Below are 17,994 nucleotides of genomic sequence, written 5' to 3'. Positions count from 1 at the left end.
TAAGCGCCTTAATCGATTGGCAGTATGTCGCCAATTTATATTGTGTCTTGTCTATTAGGTATTAGCTTGTAGACTTTAATTTGAAAGCTTTTCGTTGATATACCCAGGGATGCACAATGAATTTTTCTGCTTGGTCGATTAAAAATCCGATACCGGCCATTATGCTATTTGTACTGCTTTCATTGGGCGGTTTGTGGTCGTTTAGCCAAATGAAGGTGCAAGACTTTCCAGATATCGAATTGCCGATGGTAACGGTGACTGCGGTTTTGGAGGGCGCAGCCCCCGCTCAGCTAGAAACCGAGGTGGCGCGAAAGCTAGAAAATTCAGTCTCAGCCTTGCAAGGCGTGAAACACGTGTACAGTAATATCAGCGATGGCGTGGTTGGCATGACCGTCGAGTTTGAGCTGGAAAAACCCATTAATGAAGCCGTTGACGATGTGCGAGACGCGGTTTCCAATGTGCGTAGTGATTTACCGGCGGATTTAAAAGATCCGATTATTGGTAAGGTCGAGTTTTCTGGCGTGCCATTTCTGGTGTATACCGTTGCCGATCCACAGCTTGATGAAGAGCAGCTGTCTTGGTTGGTCGACAACAAAATCACGCGCGTGATTCGGGCGATTCCTGGCGTGGGGAAGGTTTCTCGCGTTGGCGGGGTCACGCGGCAAGTGCAAATTGAGCTCGATCCAGCGCGCATGGCTGCGCTTGGCGTGAGTAGTAGCGATATTTCACGGCAATTGGCGCGAACGCAAAAAGACGCTTCTGGTGGCCGTGCCGATTTGGGTGGCTCAGAGCAAGCTTTACGCACCATTATTGCGGCCACGACGGCGGCCGAGTTGGCACAAACCGAGCTGTCTTTACCTGATGGCCGTCGGATTCGTCTCGATCAAATTGCCAGCATCCACGACACCATTGCCGAGCGCCGTTCTATCGCTCAGCTCGATGGCCAGCCGGTAGTTGGCTTTGAAATCACCCGTGCGCGCGGCGCCAGTGAGACCGAAGTGGCTGCTGCAGTTAAAAAGGCCCTCGCGCAATTACAGCTTGAGCATCCTGCCCTGATACTCAACCCCGCTTATGATATGGCGGCCCCAGTGCAAGACGAGTTTGATGGCTCGATGGGCTTATTGTATGAAGGCGCGTTGCTGGCCGTGATTGTTGTATGGTTCTTTTTGCGTGATTGGCGCGCGACTTTAGTTTCGGCCGCCGCTTTGCCCCTATCGATTTTGCCGACTTTTATCGGCATGTATTTATTCGGCTTTACCCTTAATACCGTGACCTTATTGTCGCTGGCCTTGGTGGTCGGGATTTTGGTCGACGATGCGATTGTTGAAATTGAAAACATCGTGCGCCATTTGCGCATGGGTAAATCGCCGTACCAAGCGGCGATGGAAGCGGCCGATGAAATTGGTCTAGCGGTGGTGGCGACAACGTTTGCTTTGGTGGCGGTGTTTTTGCCAACAGCGTTTATGAGCGGTATTCCGGGTAAATTCTTTAAACCCTTTGGCTGGACCGCTGCGCTAGCGGTGATGGCATCGTTGGTCGTTGCCCGTTTACTCACGCCAATGATGGCGGCGTATTTACTTAAACCGATGCCGCATGCTGAGCAAGAAGGGCGTTTAAAATTGGCGTATCTGCGCTGCGCGGCGTGGTGCTTGCGACATCGTAAAATCACCGCGATTTGCTCGATTGTGTTTTTTATTGCGTCTTTAGCTTTGGTGCCATTATTGCCAACGGGTTTTGTTCCGCCAGATGATCGCTCGCAAACCTTGGTCAAAATCGAGTTACCGCCCGGCGCCACATTGAACGACACTTATTTAGCCGCCGATCAAGCGCGAAAAATCTTAGCCCCATTGCCGTTTATTACCCGAATTTATACCGCAGTAGGCGATGGCAAGGCCGGATCTGACCCTTTTGCTGGTGGCAGTAGCGGCGTGAATAAAGCCAGCTTAACGTTGACGTTGGTGTCACGCTCTGAGCGCGCGAAAAAAACCGTGCTGGAGCAAGAGTTGCGTGAGTTATTGCGAGTGATTCCTGGGGCGAGGGTCACGGTCGGGCTAGGGCAAAATGGTGAAAAGCTACAAATGATTATTAAGTCGGACGATCCTGAAGCTTTAGCTGTTGCTGCCAAAGCGGTGGAAAAAGACTTACGCACTTTAAACGGCATTGGTGCGGTTACGTCGAGCGCCAGTTTGGTTCGCCCTGAATTAATTATCCGTCCTGATATGAGTAAAGCCGCCGAGATGGGCGTCACCGCGTTGGCGATTGCCGACACCATTCGGGTGGCGACAGTGGGCGACTTTGATACGGCGCTGGCCAAGCTCAATCTACCCGAACGACAAATACCGATTGTGGTGCGCTTACCGGATTCATTTCGTAGCGATCTTGAGCAAATCAAGCGTTTGCGTGTGCCGTCCACGCAGGGTGATGTGATGCTCGGGCAGGTGGCCACGGTGGAGATTGGTAGCGGCCCCAGTGTGATTAGCCGTTACGATAGAGCGCGTAATGTGATTTTTGACGTTGAACTCAATGGCCGAACTTTAGGTGAAGCCAGTGCGGAGGCCGATCAGTTACCGAGCTTAAAAAACCTGCCAGCTGGGGTCACCCGAGCGGTGTTTGGCGATGCGGAAGAAATGAAAAAACTGTTTGCCAGCTTTGGTTTGGCGATGCTCACAGGGGTGTTGTGTATTTATATGGTGCTGGTGCTGTTGTTCCGCGATTTTATGCAGCCAGTGACTATTTTAGCGGCGCTGCCTTTATCGATTGGTGGTGCTTTTGTGGCCTTATTGCTGACCCACAGTTCGTTTTCAATGCCGACCTTAATTGGCTTGATTATGTTGATGGGGGTCGCGACTAAAAATTCGATTTTATTGGTTGAATACGCCATTGTTGCCCGTCGAGAAGGGATGGCGCGCTTTGATGCCTTGATGGATGCAGGGCGTAAACGCGCGCGGCCGATTGTGATGACGACGATTGCGATGGGCGCGGGGATGTTGCCGATTGCGATGGGTTGGGGCGTGGATTCGAGTTTTCGTGCCCCGATGGCGATTGCCGTCATTGGCGGCTTAATTACCTCGACCTTTTTGAGCTTATTGGTGATTCCGGTGGTGTTTACTTTTGTCGATGATTTTGTGCAATGGATGAGTAGCAAGCGTAAAAAAGTGCAGCATTAAACCTCGGCAATTCAAAAAGAACGGCGCATTGCGCCGTTTTTTTATATTGAGGCTCTAGGGACACTTTTAAGTTTTAGGTTCAGTACCAAGGCTGACGGTTGCCCCACTTGGAATGCCTTCTTGCTGCCAGCGATCAAATTCGGCCATGATGGTGTCGTGGGTTTTTTGGCTGATGTCCGGTAGGGTGCCACCTAAGATGGCTTTGGCCTGTGTAAATCCTAATTCAACCGCATCGCGGATTTTTTGCAATTTGGCTGGATCGTCGCCCATGGCAAATTTGGCAAACCCCAAAATGCGCTCGGCGACTTTTTTGACGCCAAATTCACCGTCTTCAGCCAAATCTGCTTGGGCTTTATCAATGGTGGTTTGATCGACACTGAGTTTTTGTTCGCCACGAACGACTTTGGCTAAATTCAAACCTTGCCCTTCAATAAGCGGCCGAATCAAGCTCATTAATTCATCGACTTTACGATTTGATTCTTCGAGCATGGCTGATAGATTTTCGGGGAGTGCGCGTGGCTTGCTATAGGTGAGTGATTCATTGCCACTGGTACTTAGACTCACCGTTTCTTGTGCGTTTTCTGTATTCGATTCATTCCGAGCGTTGTTGTTTTGCGGCAGCTGCGGGCGGTTAGCTAGCGGCGGTATGCTGCTCAGACTAGAGACGCTGATGGACATAATGAATCTCCTCAATAAGACACAATCTGTGTTTTATATCGACAGCGGACGCAAAACACGTAGTGAAATGTTTACTTTTTGGGTGCAGACGGTTAGTTTTCGCTTAATGCTCACCTCATAAATTGTTTTGTTCTTGTCATCTTTCTTTGAATGTATCTAGTATTTATTTTACAGTTATTGTTTTTTTATGAAAGCATGGTGAAAATTAGAATGATGCTTTTCGAGCTGATTGATGCACTACATTTTGAGGCCTACGCCATTGCAACTGAGGATGACCCTGGGTTGAAGCGATGGCGTGTTAGATTTTATTGCTAGGTAGATGATTGAAATGGCCTTAAACCAGTTAAAACCCGATGATTTTGATTTTTTTCGCGAATTTTTAGATGCGTTGCCGCTGCAATGCTTTGTTAAAAATGCGCACGGCCAAATTATCTTGAGCAATACCGCTTATCAAAATGCGAGCGCTGAAGCGGTGGTGCCGCTAAAAGTGATAGAACTTGGCGAGAATGAGACATGCAGGCAACTGGTGTCGCTAACACCGTTCGCGCAAGCGAATGAAAAAATAGCTACGCATGAAGAAACACGCTGGAATAGCCAGTTGGGTCGCTATCAAACGGATTATGTGATTCAAAAAACCATTGCTGATGAGGCGGGGCAGCCTTTATATATTGTCGGCTCGATTTTAGATATTTCCGAGCAAAAGCAATTTCAGCTGCAAATTGATACCGAATTAAAGCTACTGGAAATGCACGCTGCGGATGTCCCTTTTATGCAGTTATTAACGCAATTTGTGCATAGTTTTGAGTCTAATTTTCCCGGCGTTTTGTGCTCTATTTTATTGCTCGATGATCAGGGCGAACGTTTATTGCATACCATTGCCCCGAGTTTACCCGAGGCGTATTGCCAAGCGATTCATGGTGTGGCGATTGGCCCAAATATTGGCTCTTGTGGCACAGCGGCGTATACCGGGCAAGACACCATTGTCGCCGATATTGCGAGTGATCCTTTATGGCGTAATTTTGCTGAGCTGGCCTTGTCGCATGATTTACGCTCGTGTTGGTCTATCCCGATTTTATCTACCAAAGGCCGTGTTCTGGGGACGTTTGCCAATTACCATCGCTACCCGTGTTCGCCTTCGAGTAAGGAATTACAAGCCATTAAGCGCGGCGCTTATTTGGTGGGCTTAGTGATTGAGCATGAATTGGCGGAAACTCAATTATCCAAAGACAAAATGATTTTGCAAGAGTCGGTACAGCACACGCAGACCATTCTCGACAATATGGCTGATGGGGTGATTACGATCGATATCACCGGGCGGATTGAAAGTTTTAACTCGGCGGCGAGCCGTATTTTTGGCTATTCGCCTGAAGAAGTGTTGTTTAAAAATGTTTCGATGTTGATGCCAGAGCCGCATGCCGGCCTGCATGACGGTTATTTATTGCATCATCAATCAACAGGTAACGCCAGTATTGTCGGCGTGCCGCGTGAGGTAGAAGGCTTACGTAAAGATGGTAGTTTGTTTCCGATGCGCTTATCGGTGTCCAAAATTTTGCGGGCTGGTCAGCCGATTTTTATTGGCCTAGTGAGCGACAATACTTTAGATCATCAGCGGCGAGAAGAAATCTATCGTTTGGCTTTTTTTGATGCTTTAACGGGCCTGCCTAATCGTCGTTTATTAATGGATCAAATCAAAAAAGCCATGCTGACTTCAGCCCGCAGTGGTTTACATGGCGCGGTGATGTTTCTCGATCTCGATCACTTTAAACATTTGAATGACAATTATGGTCATCATATGGGGGATTTATTACTGCAACAGGTGTCGGCACGCTTGCAATCTTGTGTTAGAGAAAATGACAGCGTGGCGCGTTTGGGCGGTGATGAGTTTGTGGTCTTGCTCGAAACGTTAAGTGAGCAAGCAGAACAAGCATTCGAGCAAGCAAAAACAGTCGCCAATAAAATTTTGGAGCGCCTGCGCCAGCCGTATGATTTATCTGGGCATACCCATGTGAGTACGCCTAGTATTGGTGTGGCTTTATTTTTGGCTGAGCAAATCTCCATTGATGATTTACTGAAACACGCTGATGTGGCGATGTATCAGGCCAAGGCCGCCGGTCGAAATACCGTCTTATTTTATAATTCGGCGTTGCAAGGTGTGACGCAAGCGCATTAATTGCCGCTGAAATGATCATGACGCACATCGATCGCGGCGGCTGCCGCGTTGATGTGATTGATCGATGCGGTGTTTTTACGCTTGGATGATAAATACCGTTGGCCGTTTATGGATTTGTGGTTCAGGTTTTTTCTTCCATTGACCGATTTCTAGCGTCAAAATTTCTTGGCTTGGCAAACTAATATCGCAGGCCACAGTTAATCGTGTATGGGCTTTGAGATTGTCGCGTAAGGCTTGAAACAGCGCGCCATTGCGGTATGGGGTTTCAATAAATAACTCTGCCTGACTTTCTTTGCTTGAGCTCGCTTCCAGTTGCCGAATGGCCTGCACTCGTCCCGTGGCATCAGAGGGCAAGTAGCCATTAAAGCGAAATTTTTGCCCATTGGCCCCTGAGGCCATTAACGCCATCAATAACGAGGATGGTCCAACCAGCGGTACCACTTGGATGCCGCGTTGATGGGCCAGTTGTACTAGCCGTGCGCCGGGATCGGCAACGCCCGGACAACCCGCTTCTGACATTAAGCCCACATCAAAACCATCGAGTAACGGCTGTAATAGCGCTGTGACTTCATGCTCTTTGGTGTGCTCAGATAACTCACTCATGCTCAAGCTACGTAGCTCATGAGGCGTGCCGAGCATTTTTAAATGCGCGCGGGTTGTTTTGGCATTTTCAACGACAAAATGCGTCAGCCGTTTGGCGGTTTCAATCACGTCGAGCGGCAAAATATCGTTGATGGTATCGCCACCCATTGGCGCGGGGATTAAATACAAGATGCCCGTCATGGTCATTTATCCAAATAAGGAGTGAGTACATTATTAATGGGTATGTCTGGCTAATTCTTTATTTAAAAGAGCTAGCTAAATATACCCAGTGGTGTTTGGTTTTGATTACAAAATTGGATAGCTTTCGCGATTGAGCATGCTAACGAGCTCGATTAAAGGCAAACCAATAATCGCCGCTGGATCGGTGCTGTTAATCGCGGCGATCATCACAATCCCGAGACCTTCGGTTTTGGCGCTGCCGGCGCAGTTGTAAGGCTGCTCACGGCGTAAATAGGTTTCGATTTGTGCATCACTGTAATCGCGCATGGTCACCGTGGTGATGTCGACATGGCTTTGCACTTGTTGGGTTGCCGTATTGTAAAGGCAGAGCGCAGTATGAAACGCAATGCTTTGTCCACGCATGGCCGCCAATTGCACAACGGCACGCTCATGATTACCGGGCTTGCCTAATTGCACACCGTTAAGTAGCGCCACTTGGTCTGAGCCAATAATTAAACTATTTGGATATTGATCGGCCAGCACCTTGGCTTTGGCAATGGCCAAACGCTCGCTGGTTTGGGCCGCAGTCTCACCGATCAGTGGCGATTCATCCAGATTGGGGGCCGCAGTGACAAACGGTAGACCCAAGCGTTCTAAAAGTTCTTTTCGATACAGCGATGTAGACGCCAGAACCAGTTGGCGTGACTCGCAGGAGGTAGAAGTGGTTCGCATATGAATTTCACCGTGCTTAAAAGCGCAAAATACTTTGACAGAGGATAGTAGGAGATTATATCATGCGCGGTTTCCGGTTCTACGCGGCAACCCCATGACGGTGATTCACAGCGCGGAATTTGCGCAAGAAGGTCGAGAACTCAAAGGTTCTATCCCACTTTCGCAGCTCTCACGTTTGAGTGACCTGTTGGCAGATACATCAGGCGAAATCGCTTGGCATATCGAAAGTGGCGTAGATGATCGTACGCAACGCCCTTGGCTTTATTTAGAAGTAAAAGGTGATTTGCAACTGATTTGCCAGCGCTGCCTATTGGGTATGCCTTGGTCATTTCATAACGAAACCGTGTTGACCCAGTTTGCTACTGAGGAAGAAATCGATGAAGCGGAAGCCTTCGATGAGGACCTTGATGGCATTTTGATCGATCCGGAGCTGGATATTGAAGCACTGGTCGAAGACGAATTGTTACTCGCTTTGCCAGTGGCACCAGTACACGATGTGTGTGGTGGTGACGATGCACTGGCCAAATTGGCGAGTAAAAAACCGAATCCGTTTGCAGTCCTGGCTCAGTTGAAAACCAGGAAAGCGGAATAAACAACTGAGTTATTAGGAGTATTTCACATGGCAGTTCAGCAAAATAAAAAATCACCTTCGAAACGTGGCATGCACCGCGCTCATGACTTCTTGTCAGCACCAGCTTTGTCTGTAGATGCTGCAACTGGTGAAGTTCATCGCCCGCACCACATTTCTCCAAACGGCTTTTACAATGGCCGTCGTGTGATCAAAGCTAAGGGCGAATAATCGCCGCCTTGCTGTTTTAGCTAAGCGGGTTAATTTTTAGCCATGCTGGCTAGCTTTACGGCGCAAGTGAGTGTCTCTCTGAGAATAACTCCCTTGCGCCGTTCGTCATTTTAGGTGTTTGAATGGATATCACTGTCGCAGTAGATGCAATGGGCGGCGATCACGGCGCGCACATTACAGTGCCAGCCGCATTGCGCTTTTTGCGAGACAATCCCGATGTCAATATCGTTTTAGTCGGTTTAGCCGATGCGATTGCGGCTGAATTAGCGGCTCAGCATGCCGCAACGAGTCCGCGTTTGCGAATTCATCCTGCCACCGAGGTGGTGACGATGGATGAGTCCCCGCAATCGGCAATGAAAAATAAAAAAGATTCATCGATGCGTGTCGCCATTAATTTGGTGAAGTCCGGTGAGGCCAATGCGTGTGTGTCAGCGGGTAATACCGGCGCATTGATGGCGACGGCACGGTTTGTATTAAAAACGATCCCAGGTATTGATCGCCCCGCGATTGCAAAGCTGATGCCCACAATGAAGGGACAAACGGCAATGCTCGATTTGGGCGCGAATGTGGATTCAACGCCTTTGCAGCTCACGCAATTTGCCATTATGGGTTCGGCGATGTTTTCGGCGCTCAAGCATGTTGATGCACCCACCGTAGGTTTGCTCAATATTGGTTCGGAAGACATCAAAGGCAATGAAGCGGTGAAAGAAGCGGCTGAAATGCTGCGTAAAACCCGTTTGAATTTCCAAGGTAATATCGAAGGTGATGATATTTACCGCGGTACAGTAGATGTGGTGGCTTGTGATGGATTTACCGGTAATGTGGCATTAAAAACTTCAGAAGGTTTAGTCAAAATGATTACCACCTTCTTGAAGGAAGAGTTTACTCGTAATATTCTGACACGTTGTGTGGCATTACTGGCCTTACCATTAATGAATCGTTTTAAAAAGCGACTAGATCCACGTCGTTTTAATGGTGCGTCATTTCTTGGCTTGCGTGGCATTGTGGTAAAAAGCCATGGCGGAGCGGATGAAATTGCGTTTTACTGGGCATTGTCTCAGGCCGTTGAGGAAGCACGCTCCGGCATGATTCAACGCATTACAGAGCAGGTGCAACAAGAGTTGGTGCATCTTAACGCTGCGGTAGAAGCTGCCGAGTCCTGATCTAATTCAGAGGTGTTCATGTATTCCCGTATTGCAGGAACTGGCTCTTATTTGCCAGAAAAAATTCTTACTAATGCCGAGCTGGCGCAACGTGTCGACACCACTGATGAATGGATCGTTTCACGCACCGGTATCCGTCAGCGTCATATTGCTGCAGAAGATCAGCGGACTTCTGATTTGGCGTTGATTGCGGTTGAACGTGCGCTTGAAGCGGCGGGTGTTGATAAAAGCGAAGTCGATTTATTGATTGTCGCAACGACGACGCCAGACAGTATTTTTCCGTCAACGGCGTGTACTTTGCAAAACAAACTCGGGGTACATGGCTTCCCTGCCTTTGATATACAGGCCGTCTGTGCTGGGTTTATTTATGCCTTAAGTACTGCGGATCAATTTGTAAAAAGCGGCGCAGCCAAATGTGCGGTTGTCGTTGGCGCTGAAACCGTCAGCAATCTCATTAATTGGGAAGATCGTGGCACGTGTATTTTGTTTGGCGATGGTGCCGGTGCTGTGGTGCTGACTGCATCAGAAGAGCCTGGTATTTTAGCGACACAACTGCATGCAGATGGTCGTTATAGTGGTATTTTAAAAACCGATGCACGCCCAAAACAAGGCGAGTTAGTCGGTGATCCTTATGTGTATATGGAAGGCAATGCGGTGTTTAAATTCGCCGTTAAAGCCTTGGCAGAAGTCGCTGAAAGCACATTGGCAAAAGCCGGTTTGCAAAAAAGTGATGTGGATTGGTTGGTACCACATCAAGCCAATATTCGCATTATTGAATCAACGGCCAAGCACTTACATATGTCGATGGACAATGTGATTGTGACGGTGGATATGCACGGCAACACTTCGGCAGCATCGATTCCATTGGCTTTGGATGCGGGCGTTCGCAGCGGCAAGATTCAACGCGGCCAAACCTTGTTGATGGAAGGGATTGGTGGTGGCTTTGCTTGGGGCTCGGCGCTGGTTAAATATTGATTTTAATGGTTTGTAAACGGCGCTTAGAAGCGCCGTTTTACTGTTGGATGGTTTGAAAGGGGTGGTAATATGTCTTTAGCATTTGTGTTTCCAGGTCAAGGCTCGCAATCCATCGGCATGATGAATGGTTGGGCTGATTTAGCCGTGGTGAAGGCCACATTTGACGAAGCTTCTAGCGTGCTCGGTTTTGATTTATGGGCGATGGCCAATGAAGGCCCACTCGAAGCGATCAATGCCACAGTGAATACGCAGCCATTGATGTTGACCGCCGGTGTTGCCGTTTGGCGTGCATGGCAGTCGCAAGGTGGCGCTATGCCTGCGGTAATGGCTGGGCATAGCTTGGGTGAATATACCGCCTTAGTGGCTGCTGAAGCTTTGAGTTTTGGCGATGCTTTGCAATTGGTGCGCTTACGTGCAGAAGCAATGCAAGAAGCCGTTCCAGCGGGCACCGGCGCAATGGCTGCAGTGCTTGGCTTGAGCGATGAATTGATTATTGAAGCTTGCGCCGAAGCCGCGCAGGGCGACGTGGTGCAGGCGGTGAATTTTAATTCACCCGGTCAAGTGGTGATTGCTGGTAGCAAAGCAGCGGTAGAGCGTGCCTGCGAAGGCTGTAAAGCCCGTGGCGCTAAACGTGCGATGCTGTTATCGGTTTCGGTGCCATCGCATTGCGATTTGATGAAACCTGCTGCAGAAAAATTAGCCGCTAAATTGGCTGTGGTAGAAATTCATACACCTATCGTTCCTGTCTTGCACAATGCTGACGTTGCCGCGTATAACAATGCCGAGCAGATCCGTGAGGCTTTAGTTCGCCAGTTGTATCAGCCAGTACGTTGGGTTGAAACCATTCAAAAAATGGCTGCCGATGGCGTGACTGTTGTTGCTGAATGTGGCCCGGGTAAAGTGCTTGCTGGTTTAACCAAACGCATTTCAAGTGATCTGCAAGGCGTCGCTTTAGTCGACGTAGCCAGTATGGATCAATTAAAATCAGCCGTGTAATCTGCTGATTTATTACGGGTATATGCTGCAATACGTTTGTGGCTATATCTTAGCAATGTATACCTAGATTAGGGGTGAGGAATGAGTTTGCAAGGTAAAGTTGCGCTAGTGACTGGCGCTTCACGCGGGATCGGTCAAGCGATTGCTTTAGAGCTGGCAGCGCAAGGCGCAACCGTGATTGGTACGGCCACCAGCGATTCAGGCGCAACAGCGATTGCCGATTATCTGCAAGCAGCAGGTGCCGCAGGTTCTGGTTTACGTTTGCAAGTGACCGAAGACGGTGCTTGTGAAGCCATCGTGGCACAAATTGAAAAAGAATTTGGCCCGATTGCGATTTTGGTCAATAACGCCGGGATTACCCGTGATAACTTATTGATGCGCATGAAGGATGAAGAATGGGATGCCATTATGGATACCAATCTGAAGCCAGTTTACAAATTATCTAAAGCCGTGATGCGCGGCATGATGAAAGCGCGTTGGGGACGGATTATCAATATTGCGTCGGTAGTAGGCGCGACTGGCAACGCCGGTCAAACCAATTATTCGGCAGCCAAAGCGGCGTTATTTGGTTTTACCAAATCGCTAGCTAAAGAAATCGGTAGTCGTGGTGTGACAGTGAATGCCGTCGCACCAGGCTTTATTGATACCGATATGACCCGTAATTTACCTGATGAGCAAAAAGCCCACCTAGTTGCTAATATTGCACTGGGACGTTTGGGTGATCCAAAAGACATCGCCGATGCGGTTGGATTCTTGGCGTCAGATAAGGCTGGTTATATTACGGGTAATACCATTCATGTGAATGGTGGCATGTTTATGAATTAATCGAGTAAAATAGCAGCGATACTGCATTTTGCTAGATTGACCAATTTTTGTAGTCTTTATTAACGATGTGAATTGCAGGTATTTTTGCAATAAAACATCACCAAACTGTTTGCTTCACCATTTTTTTGGTAGAATGCGGACGTTTTTTTCGAAATTTGCTTTTTAATAGGCTTGGGATAAATCCATGGAAAACATCGAACAGCGCGTGAAGAAGATTGTTGCTGAGCAACTGGGCGTGCCAGAAACTGACGTTAAGATTGATTCATCATTCGTAAACGACCTCGGCGCCGACTCTCTCGACACCGTTGAACTCGTTATGGCGCTTGAAGAAGAATTTGAGTGCGAAATCCCTGACGAAGATGCAGAAAAGATCACTACTGTTCAGCAAGCAGTTGACTACGTCAGCGCTCATTTGAGCAAGTAAGAAGGAACATCCAACCTCCGCTGCGGCACTACAGTGTCGTCGCGGGGGTTTTTTCATATTTAGCGCGATGAAGCAGTGTTTAAGATCGTGTTTTAAGGCTAGGCGCGGCATAGTTTTAAAACACGCTCTTGAATTGGTTTATGGCGCAACCGGCACAGTCCGGTTTTAAGCGGAGTCACCCCGTGTCTAAACGCAGAGTAGTTGTCACCGGCTTGGGCCAAGTTTCCCCAGTTGGCAATGATGTTGCCACTGGCTGGGCCAACCTGCTTGCTGGTCAATCCGGTATTGATTTAATCACCCGTTTTGACCCGAGCGATATGGGTTGCCATATCGCCGGCCAAGTAAAAGATTTTGATATTAGCCAGTACGTGAGCCCGAAAGATGCGCGCCGAATGGATGACTTCATTCATTACGGTATCGCTGCTGCAATGCAAGCGATTAACGACGCTGGCTTGGATGATGTGAGCGATCTGGATAAAACCCGCGTTGGTGTGAATATCGGTTCGGGTATTGGTGGCTTGCAGCTGATTGAGCAAACCAATGCAGCTTATCTGGAAGGCGGCACGCGTAAAATCGGTCCGTTCTTTATTCCTGGTTCATTGATCAATATGATCGCTGGCCATGTTTCCATTATGAAAGGCTATCAAGGCCCGAGTTATGGCATCGTTTCTGCGTGTACCACTGGTGCCCATAGTATCGGTGATGCGGCGCGGATTATTCAGTACGGCGATGCTGATGTGATGGTTGCGGGCGGTGCTGAAGGCACAATTTGCAAAATGGCCATCGGTGGCTTTGGCGCAATGAAGGCGCTTTCAACGCGCAATGACGATCCAAAAACCGCGTCACGCCCTTGGGATAAAGGCCGTGATGGTTTCGTGATGGGTGAAGGCGCTGGGGTCTTGGTACTCGAAGAGTACGAGCACGCTAAAAAGCGTGGCGCAACCATTTATGCCGAACTCGTTGGTTTTGGCATGAGCTCGGACGCGCATCACATCACCGCTCCAAGCGCTGAAGGCCCTGCACGTGGCGTTGCCAATGCATTGCGCGATGCCGGTGTGAATCCGGATCAAGTGCAATACGTGAATGCACACGGCACATCAACACCGCTGGGTGATGCCAATGAAACCAATGCCTTGAAGATTGCTTTTGGTGATCATGCGAAGAAATTAGTTGTTAACTCAACCAAATCAATGACTGGCCATTTATTGGGCGGCGCGGGTGGCGTTGAAGCGATTTACTCGATCTTGGCCTTGCACCATCAAGTGTCACCACCGACGATTAACTTGCATGAGCAAGATTTTGAATCCGGTTGCGACCTTGATTATTGCGCTAATACCGCGCGTGATATGAAGATTGAAGTGGCGATTTCCAATTCATTTGGCTTTGGCGGCACCAACGGTACGCTGGTGTTCAAAAAGATTTAAGCGACTCGCATCTATAGAATAGCCACCCTCGGGTGGCTTTTTTTGCGCTGTCGCGACCGAACATCTGTTGGCAAAAAACACAGTACGAGCTAGCAATTTCTCTTTATGATGGTTTTTTTGGGGTGAAGAAATTCGATGCTACATACGCTGGCCATTGCCAATTATCGCTCGCTACGTGATTTGATCATGCCGCTGGCCCAACTGAATGTGATTAGTGGCGCCAATGGCAGTGGCAAATCCAGTTTGTATCGCGCTTTGCGGTTAACTGCTGAAGCCGCCGAAGGGCGCTTGATTGCGCATTTAGCGCAAGAGGGGGGCTTTGCATCCACCTTATGGGCGGGGCCAGAAAAAATCAGCCCAGCGATGCGGCGCGGTGAGGTGACGATTCAAGGGACGATTCGCCAAACAACGGTGGCGTTGAAGCTGGGTTTTGCCGGTGATGATTTTTCGTACGCCATTGATTTGGGCCTGCCAATGCCAAGCCTGTCGTTGTTTTGCGCCGATCCAGAAATCAAGCGCGAACAGATTTGGGCGGGGCAGCTACAGCGCGATGCGACACTACTACTGGATCGGCGCGGCGCGGTGGCGCGCACTCGTGATGGCCGTGCTTGGCAAGTGCTCAATCAGCATGTGCCAACGTACGATAGTGTTTTTATGCAATGCGCAGATCCGATTAATGCGCCCGAAGTGTTGCAATTACGCGAAGCGATGCGCCGCTGGCGCTTTTATGATCATCTACGCACCGATGCCAGCGCACCTGCGCGGCAGCCGCAAATCGGCACTTACACCCCGATTTTGGCCAACGATGGCGCTAATTTAGCCGCCGCTTTGCAAACCATCATTGAAATTGGTGAGCCCGAAACGTTGGCTGCAGCGATTGATGATGCTTTTCCAGGTTCACGAATTCAAATCGACGTGCAACAAGGCCGATTTAGCGTCTTGCTGTGGCAGCATGGTTTACTGCGGCCATTATCTGCCAGTGAGTTTTCCGATGGCACTTTGCGTTATTTACTCTTGGTCGCGGCTTTGTTGAGCCCACGGCCACCGGAGTTATTGGTGCTCAATGAGCCAGAAACGAGTTTACATCCGGATCTATTACCGGCCTTGGCCCGCTTAATTGCTGCAGCGGCAACGCGTAGCCAGGTGATTGTGGTGAGCCATGCCAGCCGCCTAGTCGCAGCGCTGGAGCGTGAAGTTGATTGCAACTCGATTATTTTGCAAAAAGACTGCGGTGAAACATTGATTGCTGGGCAGCATCACTTAGATAAGCCAGCTTGGTCGTGGCTGAGTCGATAGGTATTGCTAGCTATGCTTTATTAAATATGCTCTAGATGGCAATACCTGCGTTTCATGTTTTGTGCTTGAATTGAAAATATTAAAATTATTGGCCCAATGATTCGGCACGGCATTGGCCGTTTCGCGGGCAGTGTTGTGACTTAATTTGGCATAGATTCGATGATGATTGCTTGTGAATTGCGGCGTTGAACGGTGATGCAAACCGTGTGTGAACAATCGCACAAAGCCTGTTGCAGTCGGGAAGGGGCTTTTAAGATGGCGACATTGCAGGTGCAAAAGCACTTTCCAGCTTAAATTGATCCAAGGAATTCATCATGAAACGACTTTTGCTAACGGTACTTTTTGCGATTACAAGCACGGCTGCGATGGCCAGTAGCGTAGGCCACGAGATGCGTGAAGGCGCGCGTGAAGTTCGCCAAGCCAAAATTGAAGGTGCGCGCGAAGTGATGAGCGAGCGACGCGAAGCGGCGCGCGACTATTACAACGCCAGAACACCGTATGAGCGCCGCCAAGCGATTCGCGAAGGTGCGCGTGAAGTTCGCCAAGCGACACGCAAAGCCGAACGCGAAGTGCGCCAAGAAAAGCGCGAAGCTCGCCGTGAAATTCGCCGTGCCTATTACAAGTAATCGATTAAATAACAGACCCTAGCCAATAAACCATCACCGCAGCTGTATCAGCGCGGTGATTTTTTTATGGCTGCACGCTGGATGAATCACTTGAAATGAGTTGCTTGAGTGAAAAACCTTGTGCGGCAGCACTGGCTTTGGCGAGTGCCAAGTCAGCCGAGCTCAAGGTCGGCGTACGCGATAAAATCCATAAATACTTGCGATTCGGATTACCTACAACCGCCCAGCGATAATCAGGATCAAGGCCAATCACCCAGTAATCACTCTTAAATGGCCAAAAGAAACTGACTTTTAACTGGGCATTACCGGTGTTGGCGACGACTTGGGCGCGGCCTTTGGCTTGGTCAAATTCGCCATTGGCGATGCGGCAGCGGTTAATCACTTGGATATCGCCATTATCTTGCAGCGTGTAATTGGCCGTCACCTCACCGACGCATTGATTTTGAAAATACATCGGAAAACGGGCGATTTCATGCCAAGTGCCCAGATAACGCGCCACATCCAGCTGCGGCACACTGCGAACCGGCGTGCTTTCGGCGTAGGCGCTGCTGAACAAGCTGCATAAAAAAATCAGTAAAAGTTTTGGCATCAGGGTTCTCGGTGGTGTGAGTGTGCTGGGCTCTTGTTACAATAGCGCCATGTCAGAATTTAACTATTTTACCCATAGATTGCCACAAGCTCCGGATTTAGCCGGCTTGTTGGCGCATTCTCGTGCGCATTTTCCCGCGCTATTGCAATCATCGCAAACGCAAGGTTGGGATATTTTATTTGCCTTGCCTAGCGAAATCCGCTGCTATGGCGCCGATGAAGGCGCGGCTTTAGTGCGTGATTTAGCTGCGCTACCACAAGGGCCAACGATAGAGTCTGAGTTGCCATTTCATGGCGGCTGGTTCTTTTATGCCGGGTATGAGCTGCTAGAGATTTTTGAGCCTAGCGTAGCGACTCGTACCCTCGGGCAGTATGCTGATTTTCCTTTGGGCGCTTTAATTCGTTGCCCCGCTGCGGTATTGCTGCACCGTGAAACGCAAGTGGCGACCTTGCTCGCTGAAACCGCCGCAGATTTAGCGCAACTGCAAGCTTTGCTTGCGCAAGCGCCGGTGTGGCAGTCACAAGCGGTGGAGGTGGCAGCAATTTCGGAGGATGAACCACAGCAATTTATCGCCGGCGCTGAGCGCGCCAAGCAATATATTGTCGATGGCGATGTGTTTCAGGTGAATTTATCGCGCGGTTGGGATGTGACGTTAGCGCAAGGTCAGGCCACCGATGTTTATGCGGCATTACGCACCGCCAATCCTGCGCCATTTTCGGCGTATTTAGATTTGGGCGACGCCGGACAAATCATCAGCTCATCGCCAGAGCGCTTGGTGCAAGTCAAAGACGGCATTGTACAAACGCGGCCGATTGCGGGGACCTTTGCCCGATCGAGCGATCCAATCGAAGACGAAAAACTTAAACAACGATTATTAAACACCCCCAAAGAGCGCGCCGAACACATTATGTTGGTCGATTTAGAGCGCAATGACTTGGGGCGGATTGCCGTACCGGGCACGGTGCACGTCGATGAATTAATGGCGGTGGCGACGTATTCTTTTGTGCATCACATTGAATCAAATATCCGCGCGGTATTGCGATCGGGCCTCAATACTGCCGACGTGCTGCGCGCCTTGTTTCCGGGGGGCACCATTACCGGCTGCCCTAAAGTGCGCTGCATGCAAATTATTCGCGAGCTCGAAGATCGGCCTCGTTTAGCCTACACCGGCAGCTTGGGCTACATCAATCGCGACGGCAGTATGGACAGCAATATTTTAATTCGTACTTTTGTGCAACGCGCCGACCAGCTGTATTTCCGCGCTGGTGCCGGTATCGTGGCCGATTCTGATGCTGAGCGTGAATTGCAAGAAACGCGGCATAAAGCGCGTGGTTTATTGCGCGCCCTTGGTGTAGCGGGATGATGGCG

The 17,994-nt window shown here is 49.5% G+C and carries 17 protein-coding genes; 13 read left to right on the top strand and 4 right to left on the bottom strand.

What is annotated here, in order from left to right:
• Positions 1-116: 116 nt before the first annotated feature.
• A complete protein-coding gene (locus HQN60_RS03165; protein ID WP_173532314.1) occupies positions 117-3,167 on the top strand; it encodes an efflux RND transporter permease subunit in 3,051 nt (1,016 codons plus the stop codon).
• Positions 3,168-3,233: 66 nt separating this feature from the next.
• On the opposite strand, the gene HQN60_RS03160 is transcribed toward HQN60_RS03165, so the two are convergent.
• Entirely contained in the window at positions 3,234-3,845 is a 612-nt protein-coding gene (locus tag HQN60_RS03160) for a hypothetical protein (protein WP_173532313.1), read from the bottom strand.
• 328 nt (positions 3,846-4,173) lie between these two features.
• Between HQN60_RS03160 and HQN60_RS03155 the strand changes: the two genes are divergently transcribed.
• Positions 4,174-6,015, top strand: a complete 1,842-nt coding sequence (locus HQN60_RS03155) for a diguanylate cyclase domain-containing protein (RefSeq protein WP_173532312.1) — start codon at positions 4,174-4,176, stop codon at positions 6,013-6,015.
• A 75-nt stretch (positions 6,016-6,090) separates the two neighbouring features.
• Here the strand turns inward: HQN60_RS03155 and HQN60_RS03150 are convergent, their stop codons facing one another.
• Both HQN60_RS03150 and HQN60_RS03145 read right to left on the bottom strand, forming a co-directional pair.
• Complete coding sequence (locus HQN60_RS03150; protein WP_173534575.1) at positions 6,091-6,798, bottom strand: SAM-dependent methyltransferase; 708 nt, start codon at positions 6,796-6,798, stop codon at positions 6,091-6,093.
• Positions 6,799-6,903: 105 nt separating this feature from the next.
• Positions 6,904-7,509, bottom strand: coding sequence for a Maf family protein (locus HQN60_RS03145; protein WP_173532311.1), 606 nt, complete (start codon positions 7,507-7,509; stop codon positions 6,904-6,906).
• Positions 7,510-7,603: 94 nt separating this feature from the next.
• Here HQN60_RS03145 and HQN60_RS03140 point away from each other — a divergent pair, with 94 nt between their 5' ends.
• From HQN60_RS03140 to HQN60_RS03095, 10 genes are all read left to right on the top strand, one after another.
• A complete protein-coding gene (locus HQN60_RS03140) occupies positions 7,604-8,101 on the top strand; it encodes a YceD family protein (RefSeq protein ID WP_173532310.1) in 498 nt (165 codons plus the stop codon).
• 27 nt (positions 8,102-8,128) lie between these two features.
• Positions 8,129-8,308, top strand: a complete 180-nt coding sequence (rpmF, locus tag HQN60_RS03135; RefSeq protein ID WP_173532309.1) for a 50S ribosomal protein L32 — start codon at positions 8,129-8,131, stop codon at positions 8,306-8,308.
• 122 nt (positions 8,309-8,430) lie between these two features.
• Complete coding sequence (plsX, locus tag HQN60_RS03130; RefSeq protein ID WP_173532308.1) at positions 8,431-9,471, top strand: phosphate acyltransferase PlsX; 1,041 nt, start codon at positions 8,431-8,433, stop codon at positions 9,469-9,471.
• A gap of 18 nt (positions 9,472-9,489) precedes the next feature.
• Positions 9,490-10,446 (top strand): beta-ketoacyl-ACP synthase III, encoded by a 957-nt coding sequence (locus HQN60_RS03125; protein WP_173532307.1) that lies wholly within the window; start codon positions 9,490-9,492, stop codon positions 10,444-10,446.
• A 69-nt stretch (positions 10,447-10,515) separates the two neighbouring features.
• The gene (gene fabD, locus HQN60_RS03120; protein WP_173532306.1) at positions 10,516-11,442 is read left to right on the top strand and encodes an ACP S-malonyltransferase; all 927 of its coding nucleotides are present in this window, start codon (positions 10,516-10,518) and stop codon (positions 11,440-11,442) included.
• Positions 11,443-11,523: 81 nt separating this feature from the next.
• Complete coding sequence (fabG, locus tag HQN60_RS03115) at positions 11,524-12,267, top strand: 3-oxoacyl-ACP reductase FabG (RefSeq protein ID WP_173532305.1); 744 nt, start codon at positions 11,524-11,526, stop codon at positions 12,265-12,267.
• 184 nt (positions 12,268-12,451) lie between these two features.
• Positions 12,452-12,691 carry an acyl carrier protein gene (gene acpP, locus HQN60_RS03110; protein WP_173532304.1) on the top strand — a complete coding sequence of 80 codons (240 nt, stop codon included), beginning with the start codon at positions 12,452-12,454 and terminating at the stop codon, positions 12,689-12,691.
• Positions 12,692-12,873: 182 nt separating this feature from the next.
• Positions 12,874-14,115, top strand: a complete 1,242-nt coding sequence (gene fabF / locus HQN60_RS03105) for a beta-ketoacyl-ACP synthase II (protein ID WP_173532303.1) — start codon at positions 12,874-12,876, stop codon at positions 14,113-14,115.
• A gap of 135 nt (positions 14,116-14,250) precedes the next feature.
• Entirely contained in the window at positions 14,251-15,411 is a 1,161-nt protein-coding gene (locus tag HQN60_RS03100; RefSeq protein WP_173532302.1) for an AAA family ATPase, read from the top strand.
• 314 nt (positions 15,412-15,725) lie between these two features.
• Positions 15,726-16,037, top strand: coding sequence for a hypothetical protein (locus HQN60_RS03095; RefSeq protein WP_173532301.1), 312 nt, complete (start codon positions 15,726-15,728; stop codon positions 16,035-16,037).
• Positions 16,038-16,101: 64 nt separating this feature from the next.
• Here the strand turns inward: HQN60_RS03095 and HQN60_RS03090 are convergent, their stop codons facing one another.
• Entirely contained in the window at positions 16,102-16,626 is a 525-nt protein-coding gene (locus tag HQN60_RS03090; protein WP_173532300.1) for a lipocalin family protein, read from the bottom strand.
• A gap of 49 nt (positions 16,627-16,675) precedes the next feature.
• On the opposite strand from HQN60_RS03090, the gene HQN60_RS03085 reads away from it, so the two are divergent.
• Entirely contained in the window at positions 16,676-17,989 is a 1,314-nt protein-coding gene (locus HQN60_RS03085; protein WP_173532299.1) for an aminodeoxychorismate synthase component I, read from the top strand.
• The last annotated feature ends 5 nt before the right edge of the window (positions 17,990-17,994 follow it).

Origin of the sequence: Deefgea piscis (assembly GCF_013284055.1) — a bacterium.
In the GTDB taxonomy this organism is placed as follows: Bacteria; Pseudomonadota; Gammaproteobacteria; order Burkholderiales; family Chitinibacteraceae; genus Deefgea; species Deefgea piscis.
Note: the sequence above shows the minus strand (reverse complement) of the source record. Positions and strands in the feature narration are given on the sequence as shown.